Here is a 20,740-nt window from a genome sequence, read left to right on the forward strand (position 1 = left end):
CCTAGTTCGCCGGCGCGGGCGGCGTCAACGCCTGGATCGCCCCGGACACGTATACCAGCGGCGCGTTCCAGTTGATCGCGATCTCATTGCTGGCGTAGGAGCAGGCGTGGTCCAGCCAGGATTTTGCCGGCACCGCCGACGGATATGACGCCGGGCAATCGCCCTTGTCCTGCTGGCCGGGCTGCGGCCCGCCGACCAGGAAGCCCGGAACCGGCGCGGCGACGCCGTCCGCGACAGAGGGCCGGTGGTGCGGCTGCTGCGCCGAGCGGGAACCATAGCCGGTGACGAAGGACGTGCCGACCGCGTTGCGGCCGAGCACGTAGTCCAGCCCGGACTGCGCCGCCTGCAGATATTCGCGCTTGCCGTTCAGGCGGTAGCCTTGCAGCAGCATCATCGACTGGTTCAACACCACGGCGCTGCTGCCCCAGACATAGTCGCCGGTTTGCATCGTGATGCCATAAGCCGAGTCCTTCCACACCTTGGCCAGGCCATCGGCCAGGCCGTCGATGCGGGCGGCGATCAGCCCCTGGTCGGCGGCCGGCGTGAGCTGCTTGCGGTGGCGCGCCAGCGACATCCAGGCCAGAGCGCCGACGTCGCTCCACGATGGGATGGTCGCCTTCAGCTCCGGCGCGCGCATCGCCTTGTAATAGGCGTCGTCGCCGGTGCTGATATACAGTTCGGCCGCCGCCCATCCGAACTCGTCGCCGACGTTGGCGTCGCCGTATTCGCCGGTGCGGATGTCCTTGGGCTGGCGATAATAGACCGCCGGGTTTTTCTGCGCCCACTGCCAGGCGGCCTTGGACGCGGCCAGCGCGCGCGCCGACATCCCGTTCAATTTGCCGTCGTACGGTTTCAGCACCCGGCTGGCGGTCGCCATGACGGCGGCGAAGTCGAGCGCGGCGGCGGTGCTCTTTTGCACCACGTAGCGCTGCTGCCGGGCCTGCTCCGGCATGACCATGCCGTCGAACGACTTGTCGGTCAGCTTGTGGTAGACGCCGCCATCGGCCGGGTCCTGCATGGTGAGCATCCACTCCAGGTTCCACAGCACCTCGTTGAGGATGTCGGGAATGCCGTTGCCGCTTTCGGGGATGTTGAGATCCTGCGCCTTGTAGAAATCGGGGAAATCCTCGTAGGCGGCCAGCAAGGTATAGGTGGTGATGCCGGAGTTGACGATGTATTTATTGTAGTCGCCAGCGTCGTACCAGCCCTTGGGACTGGAAATGACGGTCCCCGCCGGGCGCGCGGCGCTGGCCGCCGATTCGTGGATCAGGACATGGGTGTCCGGATGCCCCGCTTTCCTGGCGAAGATGCCCGCATGCTTCTCGGGCAGGGCGATGCCGGCGCGGTTGAGGTAGTAGGCCTTGATGGCGGCGGCGTTGAGCGCCTGGTAGGCATCCGTGCCGACCGCGAACGGCGGCGAATCCGGCAAGCCCGCCACCCGCAGCTGATAGCGGCCCGGCGCCGCCAGCCCGCTGAAGTTCGCCAGGCGGACGGTCTCGGCGGCCGGGGCGTAGGCCGCCGCCGCGCCCAAGGCGCCGCGCATCACCACGGTGTCGCTGCCCGCCTTGACGACGGTGAAGGCGGCGCCGTCCACGTCGGGAACGACGGCCACTTTGGCCGAACCGGGAAGGTAGCCGACCTGGTCGAGCTTGATCTGGTTATCTTGATTGCTGGAAGATGCGGCAGGCGCCGCATGGAGGTGGCCCGACAATAACAGCGAAATCATCGCGGTGATGTGCGGCGCGGTGCGGCTTGGGGCTGGTCTCAACTGTGCTCCTCTATATTGTGAAATCGTTTTCACATTATAGTCTCGCGCTTTGGGGCAAATGTCAAACGCGCGCCGGCTTCGGCGCGCGCCGAAGGCGGTCACTGGGGCGCGGTCCGTCCCGCAATCTGCAAGGCGATCGCCAGCGCCGTGTCGGCCGTGGCCAGGTGCATCTCGAACCATGGCAGGATCAGGCCGGCGGCATGGCGCGCGGCGGCGACGTCGCCTGGTGGCAGCCGGTGCAGCGCCGCCAGCACCCGCGCGTGCTGTTCGCGGTGAGAGCACAGCGCCGGATAGTCGATCGCCTCCATCAACGACTCTTCCAGCCGAAAATCGTCTTCGAGGGCTTCGGTCAGGCGCGCCATGCCGGCCTCGATCTGCTCGTCGGGACCTTCCAGCAACCGCACCACCTGCTCGGCCATGGCTTCGTGCGCCTCGTCGAACAGCGGAATGCCCAGCGCCATATCAGCGCTCCGAGCCTTGGTTTCGGTACTTGTTTCCATGATGACCTCCATCGTCGGCGCCCGGCCCACGGCCTGCGGTGCTGCGATTATGCTCGGCCCGCACCCCTTGGGCATATGATCCAGATCAAGAATTTCCGGAATGGAGGCCGTCCGGCTTAGCGTGCCGCCACCGCTTCGGATGGTTGCGCCTGCCAGCCGCCGCCGAGCGCCTTGAAGGCCGCCACCGCCGCGCGGGCGGACTCGGTTTGCGCCTGCGCCCGCGTATCGGTGGCGCGCAGCAGGTTCTCGTCCGCTTGCAACACCTCGATCAGGCTGACGACGCCTTTCTGGTACGCCGCGAACGAGGCGCTCCTGGCCTTGGCAAGCGAATCCACGCCGCGCGTCAGCTCGCGCGCCTGGTCCTCGCGCTTGACCAGCGCCGACAAGGCGTTTTCCACTTCCTCGGTGGCGCGCAGCACGGCAAGGCGGTAGCCGGCCAGGGATTCGGCCTCCTGCCCTTTGGCCAGGTCGATCTGGGCGTTGATGCGGCCGAAGTCGAACAGGCGCCAGCGCAAGCCCAGCACGCCCGCCGCCTGGCTGGCGCCGCTGGAGAACAGGTTGCCGCCGGAGACAGAGGTGGCGCTGCCAAGCAGGCCGCTCAGCGAGAACTTCGGGTAATACTCGGCGATGGCGACGCCGATGCGCGCGTTCGACGCCGCCAGCCGCCGTTCGGCCACGATCAAATCGGGGCGGCGCCGCAGCAAGTCGCCCGGCGAGCCGCTCGCCGCGATGCGCGGGGCCGCCGGTATCGCCGCCGACGTCGCCGGTGCGGTCGCGGATGCCGACGCCGGTATGGCGGCCCCTGCCCCGGCGTCCGCCAGCTCCGCCCGGTGTGTGCCGGGCGCCGTGCCCAGCATCACATCCAGCGCGTTCATCGCCGCATCCAGCGCCGCCTCGAGCACCGGCACCGTGGCCCGCACCTGGGACAGCGCGCCTTCGACCTGCCGCACCTGCAGTTCGGCCGCCAGGCCCTTGCCATATAGCAGATTCAGCGTCGACAGCAGCTGCTGTTGCGTCCTCACTTGTCCTTGCGCGATGGCGAGCCGGCTTTGCAGGCCGCGGATACCGATGTAGATATCGGCGGTCTGCGCGGCCACGGCCAGCCTGGTGGCGACGGCGCCCGCTTCCGAGGCCTGGTAATCGGCCAGCGCCGCCTCGCGTCCGCGGCGCAGGCCGCCGAAGGCGTCCAGCTCCCAGGCCACGCCGAGATTGGCTTCGTAGGAATTGCCATAGCGGTCAAACCCCGGCTGGGCATTCAAGACCCGCCCCGACGGTGTTTCCACGGACTGGTAGGCACGCGTGCCTTGCGCGGTGATGGCGCCCGACGGCAGCAGCGCCGCGTTCGCTGCTCCGACGCCGGCGCGCGCCTGCGCCACGCGGGCTGCCGCCTGCGCCAGGTCCAGGTTCTGCGCCAGCGCCAGCGTCACGTAGCGCGTCAACTGGGCGTCGCCGAAGCCGTCCCACCAAGCGATCAAGTCGGCGTTGCCGGCGGCCTGGCGCTGCTCGACGGCCGCTTGTCCGAGGTAGCGCTGCGGCAAGGGCATGGCGGGCCGGCTGTAATCCGGGCCTACGGCGCAGCCCGCCACACCGGCGGCGACAAGTATCAGGAGAGAGCGTTTGAGCAGCATGGGGTTTTCCAGAAGTGACGATTTAGTGACTATATCACCAAATCGTCACTCGTTGTACAATCGAGTAAGACCGAGTAAGCTCAAGCCCATGACCAAACCAAGCACTTCGCCAGCCTCCGCCCGGGGCCCCGCCGATCACGACGTGCGCGACCAGATCGTCGCCGCCGCGACCGAACATTTCCGCCTCTACGGCTACGAGAAAACCGCCGTTTCCGACCTGGCAAAATCCATCGGTTTTTCCAAGGCTTATATTTATAAATTCTTCGAATCGAAGCAGGCCATCGGCGAGCACATCTGCGCCAATTGCCTGCGCGAGATCGAGAACGACATCAGGGCCGCCGTCGACGCCACCGACAGCCCGCCCGAGAAGCTGCGGCGCCTGTTCAAGACCGCCGTCGAATCGAGCCTGCGCCTGTTCTTCGAAGACCGCAAGCTGTACGACATCGCCGCCTCGGCCGCGACCGAGCAATGGCCCGCCGCGCGCGCCTACGAGGAACGCATCCGGATGCTGCTGCGGGACGTGCTGCGGCTTGGCCGCGAGCGCGAGGATTTCGAGCGCAAGACGCCGCTCGACGAGGCGGCGGCGGCAATCCATCTGGTGATGCGCCCGTATCTGAACCCGCTGCTATTGCAGCACAGCCTGGATCACACCGCCGAGGCGCCCGCCCTGCTTTCCAGCCTGGTGCTGCGCAGCCTGTCGCCGTAAAAACCAGGCAATGCGTATGTGACCGTTGACAAAATTGGTCACTAGTTACAAAATGGGACCCTGTTCAGTTCTCAACGGGATTCCCATGCTCGGCCATCGCTTCGCCCTATCCACCGTTTTCGCCGCCTTGCCGTTCGCGCTTGCCGCCTGCGGCGACAAGACGCCGCCCGACCCGCGCACCACCGCGCCGCTGGTGCGCGCCGCCACCATCGAGGAGACGGCCGACGCCGCCTCGCGCAGCTTCACCGGCACCGTCGCGGCGCGGGTGCAAAGCGATCTGGGCTTCCGGGTCGCCGGCAAAGTACTGGAGCGGCTGGTCGATGCCGGCCAGAGCGTCAAGCGCGGCCAGCCACTGATGCGGATCGACCCCGCCGACCTGAAACTGGCGGCCACCGCCCAGCTCGAGGCGGTCGCCGCCGCCCGCGCCAGGGCGCGCCAAACGGCCGACGAGGAAGCGCGCTACCGCGACCTGCGCGGCACCGGCGCGATCTCGGCGTCGGCCTACGACCAGGTCAAGGCGGCGGCCGACGCCGCCAAGGCCCAGCTCAACGCGGCCGAGTCCCAGGCCGAGGTGGCCCGCAACGCCAGCCGCTACGGCGAACTGGCGGCCGACGCCGACGGCGTCGTCATGGAAACGCTGGTCGAACCGGGCCAGGTCGTCGCCGCCGGCCAGGTCGTCGTGCGGCTCGCCCGCGCCGGCCAGCGCGAGGCCGTCATCGAGCTGCCGGAGACGCTACGCCCGGCGCTGGGCTCGACCGGCCTGGCCACGCTGTATGGCAACGACGGCGCCGCCGTTCCCGCCAAACTCCGGCAGCTGTCCAACGCCGCCGACCGCCAGACCCGCACCTTCGAAGCCCGCTATGTGCTCGGCGGCGCGCTGTCCGACGCGCCGCTGGGCGCCACCGTCGCGATCCGGATAGCGGATGGCGACCCGGCCACCCAGGCCGGCTGGTCGGTGCCGATCGGCGCCTTGGTCGACCAGGGCAAGGGACCCGGCGTCTGGGTGATCCAGGGCGAACCGGCCAAGGTCGGCTGGCGGCCGGTGGCGGTCCAGCGCATCGGCGACGACTACGCCCGCGTCGCGGGGCGGCTCAAGCAAGGCGAGCGGGTGGTGGCGCTGGGCGCGCACCTGCTGCGCGAGGGCCAAGCGGTGCGTCTGGCCGGCCAGCCGGCGGCGGCAGCGGTGCCGGCGACAGCCTCGACGGCAGGAAAAACCGTGGCCGCGACGGCGGGAGCGCGGCCATGAGCGGTCGCTTCAACCTGTCTGCGCTTGCCGTGCGCGAGCGCTCCGTCACCCTCTTCCTGATCTGCCTGATCACGCTGGCGGGCTTCGTCTCCTTCTTCAAACTCGGCCGGGCGGAAGACCCCGCCTTCACGGTCAAGGTGATGACCGTCGTCACCGCCTGGCCCGGCGCCAGCGCCAGGGAAATGCAGGACCAGGTTGCCGAAAAACTCGAGAAGCGGCTGCAGGAGCTGCGCTGGTACGACCGCGCCGAGACCTATACCCGGCCGGGGCTGGCGTTCACCACCTTGACCCTGCTCGACAGCACCCCGCCGGCCGAGGTGCAGGAACAGTTCTACCAGGCGCGCAAGAAGGTCGGCGACGAGGCCGCCAGCCTGCCGTCCGGCGTGATCGGGCCGATGGTCAACGACGAATACGCGGACGTCACCTTCGCGCTGTTCGCGCTGAAGGCCAAGGGCGAACCGCAGCGCCTGCTGGTGCGCGACGCCGAGACGCTGCGCCAGCGCCTGCTGCACGTGCCGGGCGTCAAAAAGGTCAACATCGTCGGCGAGCAGCCCGAACGCATCTTCGTCGAGTTCTCCCACGAGCGCCTCGCGACCCTGGGCGTCAGCCCGCAGGAGGTGTTCGCCGCGCTCAACGCGCAGAACGTACTGACGCCCGCCGGCTCGGTGGAGACCAGGGGCCCATCCGTGTTCCTGCGCCTCGACGGCGCCTTCGACGAGTTGCAAAAGATCCGCGACACGCCGGTCGTGGCCCAGGGCCGCACCCTGAAACTGTCGGACATCGCCACCGTCAAGCGCGGCTACGAGGACCCGGCCACCTTCATGATCCGCAACGGCGGCGAACCGGCCCTGCTGCTGGGGATCATCATGCGCGACGGCTGGAACGGCCTCGACCTGGGCAAGGCGCTCGACCAGGAAGTCGGCGCCATCAACGCCGCCATGCCGCTGGGCATGGCGCTGACCAAGGTCACCGACCAGGCCGTCAATATCAGCTCGGCGGTCGACGAATTCATGGTCAAATTCTTCGTCGCGCTGCTGGTGGTGATGGTGGTGTGCTTCGTCAGCATGGGCTGGCGCGTGGGCGTGGTCGTGGCGGCGGCCGTGCCGCTGACCTTGACGGTGGTGTTCATCGTCATGGCCGCGACCGGCAAGAACTTCGACCGCATCACGCTCGGCTCGCTGATCCTGGGGCTGGGCCTGCTGGTGGACGACGCCATCATCGCCATCGAAATGATGGTGGTCAAAATGGAGGAAGGCTACAGCCGCACCGCCGCCTCGGCCTACGCCTGGAGCCATACCGCCGCGCCGATGCTCTCGGGCACGCTGGTGACGGCGGTCGGCTTCATGCCCAACGGCTTCGCGCGCTCGTCGGCCGGCGAGTACACCAGCAATATGTTCTGGATCGTCGGCATCGCGCTGATCGCCTCGTGGGTGGTGGCCGTGGTGTTCACGCCGTATCTGGGCGTCAAGCTGCTGCCGGAACTGAAACCGGTCGAAGGCGGCCACGACGCGCTGTACGCCACGCCGCGCTACAACCGCTTCCGCCGCGTGCTGGCGCGCGTCATCGCCCGCAAGTGGCTGGTCGCCGGCGCCGTGGTCGGCCTGTTCGCGCTGTCCGTGGCGGGCATGGCCGTGGTCAAGAAGCAGTTCTTCCCGATCTCCGACCGTCCCGAGGTGCTGGTCGAGCTGCAAATGCCGTATGGCGGCTCGATTGCGCAGACCAGCGCCAGCGCCGCCAAGGTCGAGGCCTGGCTGGCCGGCCAGCCGGAGGCGAAAATCGTCACCGCCTACATCGGCCAGGGCGCGCCGCGCTTCTATCTGGCGATGGGGCCGGAGCTGCCCGACCCGTCGTTCGCCAAGATCGTGGTGCGCACCGACAACCAGGAGCAGCGCGAGGCGCTCAAGCACCGCCTGCGCCAGGCCGTCGCCGACGGCCTGGCGCCCGAGGCGCGCGTGCGCGTCACCCAGCTCGTGTTCGGTCCCTATTCGCCGTTCCCGGTGGCATACCGGGTCAGCGGGCCGGACCCGGACACGCTGCGCGCCATCGCCGCCCAGGTCCAGCAGGTCATGCACGCCAGCCCGATGATGCGCACCGTGAACAACGACTGGGGCACGCGCGCGCCGACCCTGCACTTCACCTTGCAGCAGGACCGCTTGCAGGCCGTCGGCCTGAGCTCGGGCGCCGTGGCGCAGCAACTGCAATTCCTGCTCAGCGGCGTGCCGCTGACCGCCGTGCGCGAAGATATCCGCACCGTGCAAGTGATGGCGCGCTCGGCCGGCGCTGCGCGGCTCGACCCGGCCCGGATCGCCGACTTCACGCTGACCGGCGCCAACGGCCAGCGCGTGCCGCTGTCGCAGGTGGGCACGGTCGACGTGCGCGCCGAGGAACCGGTGATGCGCCGGCGCGACCGCGTGCCGACCATCACCGTGCGCGGCGATATCGCCGAGGGCTTGCAGCCGAACGACGTCTCCGCCGCCATGACCGCGCAACTCAAAGCGGTCAAGGACCAGCTGCCGGCCGGCTACCGGCTCGACGAGGCCGGCGCCATCGAGGAATCGGGCAAGGCGATGCAAGCGATGTTGCCGTTGTTCCCGATCATGCTGGCGGCCACTTTGCTGATCCTGATCTTCCAGGTGCGTTCGATCTCGGCGATGGTGATGGTCTTCCTGACCAGTCCGCTGGGCCTGATCGGCGTGGTGCCGACCCTGCTGCTGTTCGCACAACCGTTCGGCATCAACGCGCTGGTCGGCCTGATCGCGCTGTCGGGCATCCTGATGCGCAATACGCTGATCCTGATCGGGCAGATCCACCACAACGAACAGGCCGGGCTGGCGCCGTTCCAGGCGGTGGTCGAGGCCACCGTGCAGCGCGCCCGGCCGGTGGTGCTGACCGCGCTGGCGGCGATCCTGGCGTTCATCCCGCTGACCCATTCGGTGTTCTGGGGCACCCTGGCCTATACCTTGATCGGCGGCACCTTCGCCGGCACGATCCTGACCCTGGTGTTCCTGCCGGCGATGTATTCGATCTGGTTCAAGATCCGGCCGGACCAGCCGGCGCTCGCGGACACGGCGCCTGCCCCGGCGGCGCTTCCGGCGTCCCGACCGGCCTGAGGGGGGCGGCCACCGCGCCGGCGCAGGAGCGGCCATATCTGGCGCGCTGTATCGATACCTGAGCCGATTCATCGCCACCGCCGCCACGCGCGGGGCGACATTGATGCCGGCCAGGGTGGCGTTCCACTGGCGTGCCGGGGCCGCGCGCGCCGCGTCAGGGCCGGGGATCGGCCGCTCGGGCGGCCTCCGGTGTGGAAAAATCCATCTCGGCCAGCGTGCCGCGCGCCGGATCCGAGCTGATGCGCAAGCGCCATCCGAACCGTTCGCAGACGCGGCGGATCAGGAACAGTCCCAGCCCCTGCCCGCCGCCATGCTTGGTCGACTCGCGCAATCCCTGCGTGTAACGGCGCGCTGCCGCGACCGTATCGAAGCCGGCGCCGCTGTCCTGGATGCTCAGGCGCCCCTCGGCCAGCCGCACGGCGATGGTGCCGTCGTAGGTGTTCTCCGCCGCGTTGCGCAACAGGTTGCCGACCACGATGCGGGCGATCGCCTCGGGGCAGTCCAACGACAGCGGTTGCAACGCCTCCACCACGAAGCGCGCGCTCTTGCGCGCCACCAGATGGGCGTGGTCGTCGACCAGCGCGGCGACCAGGCGGTCGAGCCGGGTCGTTTCGGACAGCGCCGCGCCGCTCGGCTCGCGCGACAGGAACAGCAACGCCGCCATAATCTGCGTCAAATCCTCGGTGGTCGCCTGGATGCGCTCGAGCGGCGCCCTGGCCGCCGGCGACAGGTCATGCAGCTTCAGCACGTCGACCGCGCCGGCGATGACGGCGATCGGCGTACGGAATTCGTGGCTGGCCTGGTCGAGCAGGCTGCGCTCCCGCTCGATGAAACGCTCGACACGGTCCAGGTGGCGGTTGACGATAACGGCGATGTCGTGCAACTCGCTCAACGCGAACGCCGTCGGCAACCGCTGGCCGGGCTGCTCCGGGTCGAGTTCGTCCATCCGCCGCGCCAGCGACTGCATCGGCCCCCGCATGCCGCGATACAGCCACAGTATAGAGCCGCCTATCATCAGCGCGCTCAGCGCCGCGATCAGCAGGCTGATCACCGAACCCCGGTTTTGCAGATCCTCGAGATCGCTGATATCGACCGCCATCACCACCCGCTCGGCGCCCACCGGCGTCACCAGCACCGCGTAGCTTTTGTCGCTGTCGAAGTCGTCGGTACGGGACTCGTCGTAAAAGCCGGGGGCGAGCGTGGCGAAGTACGCCGGCATGCCGGGCGGCGCCTCCCCGGCCTTGATCCGCCAGCCGCGCACGCGGCCGTTGGCCGGCAGGTCCTTGCGCGACGCCGGCGCAGCGTCGTTCAGGTATTGCGCCGTGCTCGTTTCCAGCAGCTCCCGCCAGATCGGATGGACGATCAGGCGCTGGCTCAGATTGCCCTGGATGGTCAGCGCCAGCGCCAGCACCATGCCGAACAGGACGAACAGCGCGCTGATCTTGTATGGCAGGCTGCGCGCCCGCCTGGCATGGGGCTCAGTCATCCGACACGCACAGGCGGTAGCCGGTGCCGGCGACGGTTTTGACCAGCTTTTGCGCGGCGTCGCCATCGACCGCCTTGCGCAGCATGTGCATGTGGGAGCGCAGCGCGTCGTTGTCCGGCACGCGATCGTTCCAGATCAAGCTCTCCAGCTCCCCGCGGCGCACCAGGTTGGGCGACTTGCGCATCAGGTATTCCAGCAACTGGCGCCGCACCGGCGTCATCGCCACCGGCTTGCCGGCGCGCGTCACCTCCAGCGCGCCGAGGTCGAAGCGCAAATCGCCCACTTCCAGCACCTGCGACGCCTGCCGCGCCAGGCGGGTGCGCTGCACCAGCACCCGCAGCCGTATTTCGAGCTCGGCCAAAGCCACCGGCTTGACCACATAGTCGTCCGCTCCGGTCATGAATCCCTGAAGCTTGTTTTCCAGCTGGTCCTTGGCGGTGATGACGATGACCGGCACCCGCGACTTCAACCCGTTGCGCAGGCGCTCCAGCATGGCCATGCCGTCGAGGCGGGGCATCATCCAGTCCAGCACCACGGCGTCGTAGCGGTGCAGCGCCAGCAGGCCGAGTCCCGATTCGCCGTCCGGCGCGGCGTCGGCCGTGTGGCCGCAGGCCTCCAGGTACTCGTATATATTGGCCGCCAGCGAGGCGTTGTCCTCGATGATAAGCACGCTCAGTTTCTGATCGATCATAGTCTTCTTTTTCACGCAACCGGCCCGGCTGCCACCGGGCCGGCGCCGCCTGTCATTCTACAGCCAGCGATCACGTCGGCGATCAAAAGCCACGCGAGACGCCGATGAAGGCCGACACGACGCCATCGGTGTCCTTCTCGACCAGCGGACTGTCGGCCAGCTTGCCTGGCAGCCGCTTGTACGACACGTTGCCGATGAACACCCAGCGTTCGGCGAACGGCCGCACCACGTCGATGCCGATGCGCGCGACGGTGGCGCTGCCGGGCCGGTAATCGACCAGGCCGCGCGCCACCTCCTGCGGCAGGGTGCCGAAATAGTAATTCGCCAACTTCTTCGACAGGTGCGATACGCCGACGTTGGGCGTGATCTTGGTCCGTCCCCATTGCACCGGATAGCCGTACTTCAAGCTGGCCTCGTAGCCCTTGCTGGCGCTGGTGATGTCGCCCTTGACGCCCACTTCCACCTGCCCCGCCGCGCCGCGCCAGCCGCCGGCCAGGCCCAGATCGGCCCCGTCGTCGCGGTCCTCCAGCAGGGAGCGGTCGACGCCGCGCGCGGCCAGCTCCGTGCGCCCGAAGTCGTCCCTGTCTATCCCGTCGACACGGGCGGACAGCGTGGCGTCGAGCGTGAAGCCGCCGCTGCGCAGCAGGTGGGCGCCGCCGGAGATGCCGCGCCAGAACAAGCGCTCGCCCTCGTAGGAGACCAGCGGGAACGGCGTGACGCGGGTGCCCTCGCCGGCGTAGACGCTATCCGATACGGCAGCGCCGACGCCGAGGCCCCAGCGCGGCGCCTGGGATGGCTGCCCGGCGCCGCCGTCCTGGGCGGTCGCGACGGTTGATACGGCGGAGAGGACGGCAAACAATAATAAAGAAGGTTTCATGGGATTACCTGGCAAGTGATGGGCGGCACCAGCGCCGCCCTTGAAATGAATGTTACGCAGCGCATGTCGTCGAAATGTCGTTGTTAGCGGCCGCCCCCTGCCGCCGCGACCACGTCGGTCTCGATCGTGCCGAGATAATTACTGCCGTAGACCACTCTGTCACCGGTTTGCAGGTAGATGCGTTTCTTGATTTCGTCCTTTACATAACGGTCCAGCGCCGCCAGCTGCCCGGGGCGCCCCTTGGCCTGCATCACACTTTTCATGACGGCCGCGCCAGGCTTCTTGAACACGACGCCCTCGCCGGTGCCGGTCAGCACCGCGCTGCCGGTGTCGATGGCGGCCCGGCCGACCATCGGAATGCGCCCGTCCTTGAACAACCAGGTGCGGGTTCGCGCACCGTCCAGCGTTTCTCCCACGATGGAGCGGAGGTCCTTGAGCATGTCGCCGGCTCGCGCGTACTGCCGGCGCTCGCCGTTGACGTAGGTGGCGATATCGACCTCCACCAGGAACGACTTCCAATCGCGTGGCACCACCAGCAAGGCGCCGGCGGGAAAGCGATCGGGCCCGCTTTTAGCGTCCGGGAAGCCGTCGCCCGACCCGACATCGCGCAAGTTGATCTTTTTGACCAGCGTCGCGCGGTCGCTGAAATCCCCGCACAGGAACAAGCCTTTGCGCGCCGCGTCGAAATCGGCGACGGAGCGCAGTTCGCGGTCGAAACGCGCGCACACTTCGACCTCGTAGTCCAGCAGGCCGTCGGCGTCGGCGACGATGGTCGAGCGCGGACCGGTGGCGGCAGATATCTTGGGGAACAGGAAGGCGTCCTCGTGCCCGACTTCCGCGCCGTGCGCCGGATAGTTGGTGCCGGCCGCGATGTGCGCCACGCCACGCGGGCCGACGCCGAGCAGGCCGGCCACCGCATAGGTGCGCACGCGCTGCGGCCGCCGCGCCAGCCCGGTCAGCGCGGCCGCGTCGAAACGGCCGATGACATCGAAAGCGTCGGCACTGTACAGTTCCGATATTTCGCTGAGGTCGATCGCCGAGACGGTGTCGCCGTTCAGCGCCGTCACCAGCAGCGTGCTGGTCTTGTCGCCATGGAGCACCTGCGAGAATGTATGCGCCTTGTCCATCGGCGCCAACCCGGGGGCCGGCTTGGCGGCCACGCGAGCCTGGGAAGGACCGGGATTGGCGGTCGTTTGGCCTTGGACCGGGGCCGACGCCAGCAGCGCGGCCAGCACGGCGCATGCGGCCGGAAAAGCGGTTCGTTTGCGGAACATGGTTTGCCTTGGTGGTTGAGGGAGACCACATCGTAGCGAGCCCATGTCGCGCAAATGTCGTCGCCCGCGACCAGCCCGACGTCAGACGCCGGCGGCGTTTATTCCCACGCCCGCGCCGCCGAGCGCTGGATCGTCCACGTGAAGCCGGCGCCGATCGACAGGCCGCTGTTGCGCAGGAACAGTGGGCTGTCGCGGTTGCGCGCGTGGCTGTAATTGTCATAGCGGGTAAAGCCGAACACGCGCCAATCGGGCGACAGCCGGCGCGACAGGCTCACGCCGAGCCTGGTCATCAGCAAGCCGCCCGACGCCGCGTGATAGGCCGGGCGGGTCGCCGTCGCGTATTGCGGCTCCACCTCATAGAAATACTGGTGCAGGCGGGCGTTGCCGAACACCGCGCCGAGATTGGCGTCGGCCTGCCACTTGCCCGTGCCGTCGCCGGCCTCGAACACCACGCGCGGCTCGAACACCAGGCCCTGGCGTCGAAAACCGCTTTTCAGCTCGATCGGCACCCGCAGCGGCAGCTCCAGCCGCACGCGGCTGGTCGCCGTGGGCTCGGCCAGCAACACCTTCAGGCGCGGGCCGAATTCCAGCAGCGAGCGCAGATCCGGCATGCCGGCGCGGGCGGCGACGTCGTCGGAGCGGGCCGGCAGCGACAGCGCAAAGCCGAGGTCCAGCTCGACCCGCTCGGTATTGACCAGGCGCGCGCCGATGCCGGAACGGTCGGCGCGCAGCACCTTGCCGCGATAGATCACCATCGGCAGCACCAGAGCGCGCGTGGAGCGGTCCTCGGAGCCGGGATAGGCCGGGGTGGAGGCGGCGCCGCCGAACAGGCCCACCTCCCACAGCGGCAAGTCGGGGTCCGGCGCCGGCGCCAGCTGCTGGGCCGCCGCCGGGGCCATGCACGCCGCCATGGCCAACGTGGCCAGCGCGCCTAGCGCCAACTCCGCCCGCGAGCGCCGCGTCATGGTTGTACTCCGAGAGGGTTTCGATGCATGGGAGCTTCCTTCTACTATTTACGGTGTTATAAAAACGGACACGATACCATGCCCATCCCTCCACCGGTACGGCCGGGCCTGCTGTAACATAACGGCACCGTCCGCACTGGTTAAGTTAATGAGCGTCTTATTGCAAGAGCATGTATATCGTCTGGATTGGCCTGTCGACCGCGCGCCGCCGCTCGCCGTGGCCTGCATCCGCTTCCAGCCGGAGACGATCGACGCGGACAGCTTCCGTTCGGCCGGGATCGACCTCCCGCCCCACATCGCCGCCGCCGTGCCCAAGCGCCAACGCGAGTTCTTCTACGGCCGCTTGTGTGCGCAAGCGGCGATGGCGCCGCTGCGGCCGCATATTCCCCAGATCGGCACCGGCCGCATGCGCGAACCGCTGTGGCCTGTCGATCTCATCGGCAGCATCACCCACGCGGCCGACATGGCGGCCGCCGTCGTCCTGCCGGTTTCCACCGGCTACCACGGTGTCGGCATCGACATCGAGCACCTCCTCGGCGGTCCGGGCGCGCAGGAAGTGCGCGCCATCGTCGCCAACGACGCCGAGCTGCGCTATCTGGCCGGCTTCGGCGACGCGCTCGGCCCCGACCTCCCCCTGACGTTGATTTTTTCCGCCAAGGAAAGTTTCTTCAAGGCGGTGCACGGCGAGGTGCGGCGCTACTTCGACTTCGACGCCATCGAACTCGAACACATCGATTTGTCCGCCCGGCGCATGCGCTTCCGGGTGTGCGAGGACCTCACGCCCGACTTGCGGCGCGGCGTACGCTGCGGGATCCACTTCCGCATGCTCGACGCCACCCACGTCGCCACGCTGTGCCTGTGGCGGCGCGGGGCCGGCGCCGTTTAGCCGCGCCGGCCCGGCCACGCGGGGCGTCCCGGGCTAGCGTGCCAGCGGTTTCGGGCCGGATACTTTACAATCGCAAGCCACATTGCGTCTCGTCAATAAACCGCCGCGATCAAAAGTATCCCACCATCTCGCAAGGAGCCCCCATGGCCGCCACTGACCAACCCCACTACACCGCCGAAGAAAAACGCAAGCGGGTCTTCGCCATCATCAGCGCATCGTCCGGCAATCTGGTCGAATGGTTCGACTTCTACGTCTACTCGTTCGCATCGATCTACTTCGCCAGCCAGTTTTTCCCTAGCGGAGACTCCACCGCCGAATTCCTGAAGGCGGCCGCCGTCTTCGCGGTCGGCTTCCTGATGCGCCCCATCGGCGGCTGGATGTTCGGCCGCATCGCCGACCGGGTCGGCCGCAAGAAGTCGATGGTCATCTCGGTGCTGATGATGTGCGGCGGCTCGCTCGCCATCGCCGTGCTGCCGACCTACGCCACCATCGGCGTCGCCGCGCCGATCCTGCTGCTGATCATCCGCATGTTCCAGGGCCTGTCCGTCGGCGGCGAATACGGCACCACCGCCACCTACATGAGCGAAGTGGCGCTGCGCGGCCAGCGCGGCTTCTTCTCGTCGTTCCAGTACGTGACCCTGATCGGCGGCCAGCTGCTGGCGGTGTTGACCGTGGTGGTGCTGGAACAGTTCCTCAGCGACGCCGAGCTGAAGTCCTGGGGCTGGCGCATTCCGTTTGTGATCGGCGCCATCGCCGCCGTGGTCTCGCTGATGCTGCGCCGGACCTTGCACGAAACCATCAAGCCGGAAGACAGCAAGAACAAGGATGCCGGCACCCTGGCGGGCATCTTCAAAAACCATCGCGCCGCCTTCATCACGGTGCTGGGCTACACCGCCGGCGGCTCGCTGATCTTCTACACCTTCACCACCTACATGCAAAAGTACCTGGTCAACACCTCCGGCATGCCCGCCAAGACGGCCAGCGTGGTCATGACCGGCGCGCTGTTCCTGTACATGTGCATGCAACCGCTGTTCGGCATGCTGGCCGACCGCATCGGCCGCCGCCAGTCGATGATGCTGTTCGGCGCGCTCGGTGCGCTGGCGACGTACCCGATCCTGGCCATACTGCGCGGCAACACCAGCCCGTACATCGCCTTCGCGCTGATCACGGTGGCGCTGGCGATCATCAGCCTGTACACGTCGATCGGCGGGCTGGTGAAGGCCGAGATGTTCCCGCCGGAAGTGCGCGCGCTCGGTGTCGGGTTCTCCTACGCCATCGCCAACGCCATCTTCGGCGGCTCGGCGGAGTTCGTCGGCCTCACGTTCAAGAACCTGGGCCACGAAAACTGGTTCTTCCTCTACGTGACCGTGATGATGGCGATCGCCTTCCTGTTCAGCATGCGCCTGCCGAAGACGCCGTCGTACCTGCACACGGATCACTAACGTAACGCGCTCCCGGGCCGGTCCGGACGGGGGCGCCGGGCCCCGTCCCGGCGGTCAACGGCCGGCGGTTGCGGTAGGATGTCACAAAACGCGCCGCCCGCCCGTCTAGCAGGGAAGACCACTCCGTTTGCCGACACCATGACCGACTCCGCCGCCTTCACCACCCTCAGACCGCGCCTGTTCGCCATCGCCTACCGCATGCTCGGCGTGCGCGCCGACGCCGAGGACGTGGTGCAGGACGCCTGGCTGCGCTGGCACGGCAGCGATCAGCTGGCCGTGCAATCGGCCGAGGCCTGGCTGGTCACCCTCACCACCCGGCTGGCCATCGACCGCCTGCGCGCCCGCCAGGCCGAGCGCGAAACCTATGTCGGCTGGTGGCTGCCGGAGCCGATCGTCGAGCTCGACGAGCGCACGCCGGAAAGCAACGCGGAAATGGCCAGCGAGGTCTCCATGGCCTTCTTGTGGGTGCTCGAACGCCTCTCCCCCGAGGAGCGCGCCGCCTTCCTGATGCGGCAGGTGTTCGACCACGACTACGCCGACATCGCCGACATGCTGGGCAAGAGCGAAGCGGCCTGCCGGCAGATGGTGCACCGCGCCCAGGAGCGGGTGCGGCAGCAAACCCCGCGTTTCGACGTCCCCAAGGACACCCATCGCGCCTTGCTGGGACGCTTCATGGCCGCCGCCCAGGCCGGCGACCGCGCGGCCATGAAGACCATGATGGCCGACGACGTGCAATTGGTGTCCGACGGCGGCGGCAAGATCAAGTCGTTCCTGCGCATCCTGCGCGGCGCCGGCCGCGTGGCGGGCGTGTTCTGGTCGGTGGAACACCAGCATCCCCGCAATGTCGCCTACCGCCAGGCCCGGGTCAACGGCGAGCCGGGCTTGCTGCGCTATGTCGAAGGCAAGCTGGAGTCGGCGCAATCGTTCGTCATCGAGGACGGCCGCATCGCCGCCGTGCTGGTGGTGCGCAATCCGGACAAGCTGGCGGGCATTCCGCAAACGCTGGTCTGAACGCCGGCGCGGCCGGCGGCGGGCCGTGCGCGCTTTCGCCAACCGATAAAAATATCACAATTACAACTTCCCCGACACGCATTTACAACAATTATGTTTTTTATATCATAAAGCGTTTTTGTTTCATCCGACGGGCGTATGCTTATCATGCAAGCGGCTTCAACGACTTGATAAAAATCAAGGGGGAGATGTCATGGCTGATATACAAACGCCGCACACGTTCGCCGATGTGTTCGCCCACGAGCAGGCGCTCTTCACGCCGCCCGAATCCTCGGATACGGCGCCCGCCCCCGGCCAGCCCAAGACCGCCGACGCGACGATGTCGGCGCTCTACGCCAGCGCGGCGAAGCGGCAATTCGCCGGACTTGCGCTGTCCGGGGGCGGCATCCGCAGCGCCACCTTCAACCTCGGCGTCCTGCAGGCGCTGGCGGACCTGGGCCTGCTGAGCAAATTCGACTATCTGTCCACTGTGTCCGGCGGCGGCTACATCGGCGGCTGGCTGAGCAAATGGATACATGGCGAGCCGGGCGGCGTGGCCGAAGTGGAAAAGCAATTGCGCAGCGCCGGCGCCGGTCCCGCGCCCCGCTCGGAACCGCCGGAAGTGCAATTCCTGCGCAAATACAGCAACTACCTGACGCCGAAGAGCGGCCTGTTCACCGCCGACACCTGGACGCTGATCTGCACCTATGTGCGCAACACGCTGCTGAACATGACGATGCTGGTGACCTGGATGGCCCTGCTGTTCCTGTTGCCGCGCGTGATGCTGCTGCTGGTCGACGAGCTGCGCGACCATCAACGCGCCGTCGTGCTGCCGCTGGGCGCGCTCATTTTCCTGCTGTGCGTCTCCAGCATGGCGTTGAATATCTCGCTCAAGGGGCCGGTGCTGCAAACCTACGGCTGGCTGCAGGACCAGAAGTGGGTGCTGCGCAGCGTCTGCGTCCCGCTGATGATCGCCGCCTTCCTGGGCAGCATCGCCTTCGTGCAGTACCGCGACGAAATGATCCGCTACCTGGACGAGCTCACCTTTCCGTCCCGCGAGGCCGCCTACCTGTTGTTGCCGGGCCTGGTGTACTCGCTGTTCTGGGGCGGCGGCTGGCTGCTGGCGCAGGTGCTGAACCGGCGCGCGGCGCTGGCGCCGGAGGCGCCAAAGCGCTGGCGCTTCTCGCCGCGCGCGTGGCGCCAGACCGGGTCGGAGGCGCTGGGCCACGCCCTGTGCGCCATCGGCGCGCTGGCGGTGGGCACCCTGCTGACGGTGTGGTTGTGCAAAAGCCTGGGCGCAAGCGCCTTGAGCGGCTTGATCAACGTCCATCTGGTGACGCTGGGCATGCCGGCCATGCTGTGCGTGTTCGGCGTGACGATGACCTTGATGATCGGACTGATCGGCCGCCTGTACAGCGACGCCAGCCGCGAATGGTGGGCCCGCCAGGGCGCCTGGACCACGATCATGGCGGCGGCCTGGCTGGTGGTGTGCTGCGCCACGTTCTATCTGCCGCCGCTGCTGGCCTGGGCGTTCGACCGCTACGCCGGGTCGGCGTCGCTGGCCACCGGCTTCACCACCCTGGTCACTTACCTGGGCCTGCGCTCGGGCAGCGGCCAGGGGACCGGCCAGCCGGGCAAATCCGGCAAGCTGGAGCTGGTGGCGCAGCTGGCGCCGTACGCGTTCAGCGTGCTGTTTCTCGGCCTGCTCACCACCGGCCTGCTGACTTTGATCGCCGGCGGCCTGCCGCCGGCCCCGCCGCCCCCCTCCGCCGACGACGCGGCGGCCCTGCCGCAGTTCTTCGAGCGCTATCTGCTACTCAGCGACAAGCTGGCCTGGCGCGACATCGTGCCGACCATGGCCGTCTGCGCGCTCGCCGCCGTGCTGCTGGGCTGGCGGGTCGACATCAACAAATTCTCGCTTTATATGATGTACCGGCTGCGCCTGGCCCGCGCCTATTTCGGCGCCAGCAACAAAGCCCGCATGCCGCATCCGTTCACCGGGTTCGATCCCGGCGACGACCTGCCGCTCAACGACCTGCTGCATCCGCGTCCGGAAGCGGGCGAGCCGGTGCGGGCCGGCCCCGTGCCGCGGCCCTACCATTTGTTCAATAGCGCGGTCAATCTGGTGCAAGGCTCGGAACTGGCGTGGCAGACCCGCAAGGCCGCCAACTTTGTTTTCAGCCCGGCTTTCTGCGGCTTCGAACTGCCGGCCGCGAACGGCGCGGCCGGCGGCTTTCGCCCCAGCGCCTCGTACGCCACGCAAAGCGCCTTCGGCGACGACCACGACAACGGCATCAAGCTGGGCACCGCCGTCGCCATCTCCGGCGCCGCCGCCAGTCCGAACATGGGCTACCACTCGTCGCCGCCGCTGAGCTTCCTGATGACGCTGTTCAATCTGCGGCTCGGACGCTGGTCGCCCAATCCGGCCGGGGCCGCCTGGCGGCGCGCCTCGCCGTCGTTCGGCCTGTTTTGCATCGTCAAGGAACTGTTCGGACTGACCAACGCGCAATCCGATTTCGTCTATTTGTCGGACGGCGGCCATTTTGAAAACCTGGGCTTGTACGAGCTGGTGCGGCGGCGTTGCCAGCTGATCGTGGTGGTCGACGCCAGTTCCGACAACGACGACCGCTTCGAAGACCTGGGCAACGCCATCCGCAAATGCCTGACCGACTTCAACGTGCCGATCACGCTGGACGTGGCCAAGCTGCCCGGCGTGGCCGGCGCCGCGCCGCGCGGCAGTTTCGTCAACGGCCGCATCCACTACCACCAGGCCGACGGCGGCGCCCAGCAAGGCGTGCTGCTGTACCTGAAACCGGCGTTGACCGGCGGCGAGAACGCCGACATCTTCAATTACAGCCGCTTGCATCCGTCGTTTCCCCACGAGTCGACGGCCGACCAGTGGTTCGACGAGAGCCAGTTCGACAGCTATCGCAGCCTGGGCCGGCACATCGCCACCCGGGCGCTGGGTCCGGCCGTGGTGGCGGCGGTCAGGGGCGGCGCGCGGGGCGACGATAGCGGTTTCGTCAGCCGGCTCGCCGAGGCGCTGGCGACACCGCGCCCGCCGCCCCGGCGCGTGTCGATCCGCCGCGAAGCGCCAACCGGACGCGGCAGCACGCAGGCGGAGCGCCGCTGACCGGCCGCCCCGCAAACTATTTTCCAAACGCTGTCACA

General features: G+C 68.0%; 15 protein-coding genes. 7 read left to right on the forward strand and 8 right to left on the reverse strand.

Annotated elements, in window-relative coordinates; genetic code table 11:
* Nucleotide 1 precedes the first annotated feature (1 nt).
* From BMX85_RS00210 to BMX85_RS00220, 3 genes are all read right to left on the reverse strand, one after another.
* Nucleotides 2-1,768 (reverse strand): glycoside hydrolase family 9 protein, encoded by a 1,767-nt coding sequence (locus BMX85_RS00210; protein WP_229210213.1) that lies wholly within the window; start codon nt 1,766-1,768, stop codon nt 2-4.
* Nucleotides 1,769-1,866: 98 nt separating this feature from the next.
* Nucleotides 1,867-2,268 (reverse strand): bacteriohemerythrin, encoded by a 402-nt coding sequence (locus BMX85_RS00215; protein WP_090315079.1) that lies wholly within the window; start codon nt 2,266-2,268, stop codon nt 1,867-1,869.
* A gap of 116 nt (nt 2,269-2,384) precedes the next feature.
* Nucleotides 2,385-3,896, reverse strand: coding sequence for an efflux transporter outer membrane subunit (locus BMX85_RS00220; RefSeq protein WP_090313501.1), 1,512 nt, complete (start codon nt 3,894-3,896; stop codon nt 2,385-2,387).
* An 88-nt stretch (nt 3,897-3,984) separates the two neighbouring features.
* Between BMX85_RS00220 and BMX85_RS00225 the strand changes: the two genes are divergently transcribed.
* From BMX85_RS00225 to BMX85_RS00235, 3 genes are all read left to right on the forward strand, one after another.
* Nucleotides 3,985-4,602: a TetR/AcrR family transcriptional regulator gene (locus BMX85_RS00225; protein ID WP_090313503.1), complete on the forward strand. Its 618-nt coding sequence runs from the start codon at nt 3,985-3,987 to the stop codon at nt 4,600-4,602.
* Nucleotides 4,603-4,687: 85 nt separating this feature from the next.
* Entirely contained in the window at nt 4,688-5,848 is a 1,161-nt protein-coding gene (locus BMX85_RS00230; protein WP_090313505.1) for an efflux RND transporter periplasmic adaptor subunit, read from the forward strand.
* Nucleotides 5,845-8,958, forward strand: a complete 3,114-nt coding sequence (locus BMX85_RS00235) for an efflux RND transporter permease subunit (RefSeq protein ID WP_090313507.1) — start codon at nt 5,845-5,847, stop codon at nt 8,956-8,958. The genes BMX85_RS00230 and BMX85_RS00235 overlap by 4 nt, the downstream gene beginning before the upstream one ends.
* Nucleotides 8,959-9,112: 154 nt before the next feature.
* Here BMX85_RS00235 and BMX85_RS00240 read toward each other — a convergent pair whose 3' ends face one another.
* From BMX85_RS00240 to BMX85_RS00260, 5 genes are all read right to left on the reverse strand, one after another.
* Nucleotides 9,113-10,444 carry a sensor histidine kinase gene (locus tag BMX85_RS00240; RefSeq protein WP_090313509.1) on the reverse strand — a complete coding sequence of 444 codons (1,332 nt, stop codon included), beginning with the start codon at nt 10,442-10,444 and terminating at the stop codon, nt 9,113-9,115.
* A complete protein-coding gene (locus BMX85_RS00245; RefSeq protein WP_090313511.1) occupies nt 10,437-11,135 on the reverse strand; it encodes a response regulator transcription factor in 699 nt (232 codons plus the stop codon). The genes BMX85_RS00240 and BMX85_RS00245 overlap by 8 nt, the downstream gene beginning before the upstream one ends.
* A gap of 82 nt (nt 11,136-11,217) precedes the next feature.
* Nucleotides 11,218-12,012 carry a MipA/OmpV family protein gene (locus BMX85_RS00250; RefSeq protein WP_090313512.1) on the reverse strand — a complete coding sequence of 265 codons (795 nt, stop codon included), beginning with the start codon at nt 12,010-12,012 and terminating at the stop codon, nt 11,218-11,220.
* An 83-nt stretch (nt 12,013-12,095) separates the two neighbouring features.
* Nucleotides 12,096-13,286, reverse strand: coding sequence for a fumarylacetoacetate hydrolase family protein (locus tag BMX85_RS00255; RefSeq protein WP_177196604.1), 1,191 nt, complete (start codon nt 13,284-13,286; stop codon nt 12,096-12,098).
* Nucleotides 13,287-13,384: 98 nt separating this feature from the next.
* On the reverse strand, nt 13,385-14,251 hold the full coding sequence (locus BMX85_RS00260; protein ID WP_090313516.1) for a MipA/OmpV family protein: 867 nt from the start codon (nt 14,249-14,251) through the stop codon (nt 13,385-13,387).
* 148 nt (nt 14,252-14,399) lie between these two features.
* Here BMX85_RS00260 and BMX85_RS00265 point away from each other — a divergent pair, with 148 nt between their 5' ends.
* The 4 genes from BMX85_RS00265 to BMX85_RS30715 all read left to right on the forward strand — a co-directional run bounded on the left by BMX85_RS00265 (nt 14,400) and on the right by BMX85_RS30715 (nt 20,702).
* Nucleotides 14,400-15,137 carry a 4'-phosphopantetheinyl transferase family protein gene (locus BMX85_RS00265; protein ID WP_177196605.1) on the forward strand — a complete coding sequence of 246 codons (738 nt, stop codon included), beginning with the start codon at nt 14,400-14,402 and terminating at the stop codon, nt 15,135-15,137.
* 143 nt (nt 15,138-15,280) lie between these two features.
* Nucleotides 15,281-16,579 (forward strand): MFS family transporter, encoded by a 1,299-nt coding sequence (locus BMX85_RS00270; protein ID WP_090313518.1) that lies wholly within the window; start codon nt 15,281-15,283, stop codon nt 16,577-16,579.
* Nucleotides 16,580-16,717: 138 nt separating this feature from the next.
* Nucleotides 16,718-17,590 carry an RNA polymerase sigma-70 factor gene (locus BMX85_RS00275; RefSeq protein ID WP_090313520.1) on the forward strand — a complete coding sequence of 291 codons (873 nt, stop codon included), beginning with the start codon at nt 16,718-16,720 and terminating at the stop codon, nt 17,588-17,590.
* A 193-nt stretch (nt 17,591-17,783) separates the two neighbouring features.
* Nucleotides 17,784-20,702 carry a patatin-like phospholipase family protein gene (locus BMX85_RS30715; RefSeq protein ID WP_090313522.1) on the forward strand — a complete coding sequence of 973 codons (2,919 nt, stop codon included), beginning with the start codon at nt 17,784-17,786 and terminating at the stop codon, nt 20,700-20,702.
* The last annotated feature ends 38 nt before the right edge of the window (nt 20,703-20,740 follow it).

Origin of the sequence: Duganella sp. CF517 (assembly GCF_900110275.1) — a bacterium.
In the GTDB taxonomy this organism is placed as follows: domain Bacteria; phylum Pseudomonadota; class Gammaproteobacteria; order Burkholderiales; family Burkholderiaceae_D; genus Rugamonas.

Excerpts from the sequence above, each read along its gene's own strand:
- BMX85_RS00215 (WP_090315079.1), bottom strand. The coding sequence starts at position 2,268 with ATGGAAACAAGTACCGAAACCAAGGCTCGGAGCGCTGATATGGCGCTG.
- BMX85_RS00220 (WP_090313501.1), bottom strand. The coding sequence starts at position 3,896 with ATGCTGCTCAAACGCTCTCTCCTGATACTTGTCGCCGCCGGTGTGGCG.
- BMX85_RS00225 (WP_090313503.1), top strand. The coding sequence starts at position 3,985 with ATGACCAAACCAAGCACTTCGCCAGCCTCCGCCCGGGGCCCCGCCGAT.
- BMX85_RS00230 (WP_090313505.1), top strand. The coding sequence starts at position 4,688 with ATGCTCGGCCATCGCTTCGCCCTATCCACCGTTTTCGCCGCCTTGCCG.
- BMX85_RS00235 (WP_090313507.1), top strand. The coding sequence starts at position 5,845 with ATGAGCGGTCGCTTCAACCTGTCTGCGCTTGCCGTGCGCGAGCGCTCC.
- BMX85_RS00240 (WP_090313509.1), bottom strand. The coding sequence starts at position 10,444 with ATGACTGAGCCCCATGCCAGGCGGGCGCGCAGCCTGCCATACAAGATC.
- BMX85_RS00245 (WP_090313511.1), bottom strand. The coding sequence starts at position 11,135 with ATGATCGATCAGAAACTGAGCGTGCTTATCATCGAGGACAACGCCTCG.
- BMX85_RS00250 (WP_090313512.1), bottom strand. The coding sequence starts at position 12,012 with ATGAAACCTTCTTTATTATTGTTTGCCGTCCTCTCCGCCGTATCAACC.
- BMX85_RS00255 (WP_177196604.1), bottom strand. The coding sequence starts at position 13,286 with ATGTTCCGCAAACGAACCGCTTTTCCGGCCGCATGCGCCGTGCTGGCC.
- BMX85_RS00260 (WP_090313516.1), bottom strand. The coding sequence starts at position 14,251 with ATGACGCGGCGCTCGCGGGCGGAGTTGGCGCTAGGCGCGCTGGCCACG.
- BMX85_RS00265 (WP_177196605.1), top strand. The coding sequence starts at position 14,400 with ATGAGCGTCTTATTGCAAGAGCATGTATATCGTCTGGATTGGCCTGTC.
- BMX85_RS00270 (WP_090313518.1), top strand. The coding sequence starts at position 15,281 with ATGGCCGCCACTGACCAACCCCACTACACCGCCGAAGAAAAACGCAAG.
- BMX85_RS00275 (WP_090313520.1), top strand. The coding sequence starts at position 16,718 with ATGACCGACTCCGCCGCCTTCACCACCCTCAGACCGCGCCTGTTCGCC.
- BMX85_RS30715 (WP_090313522.1), top strand. The coding sequence starts at position 17,784 with ATGGCTGATATACAAACGCCGCACACGTTCGCCGATGTGTTCGCCCAC.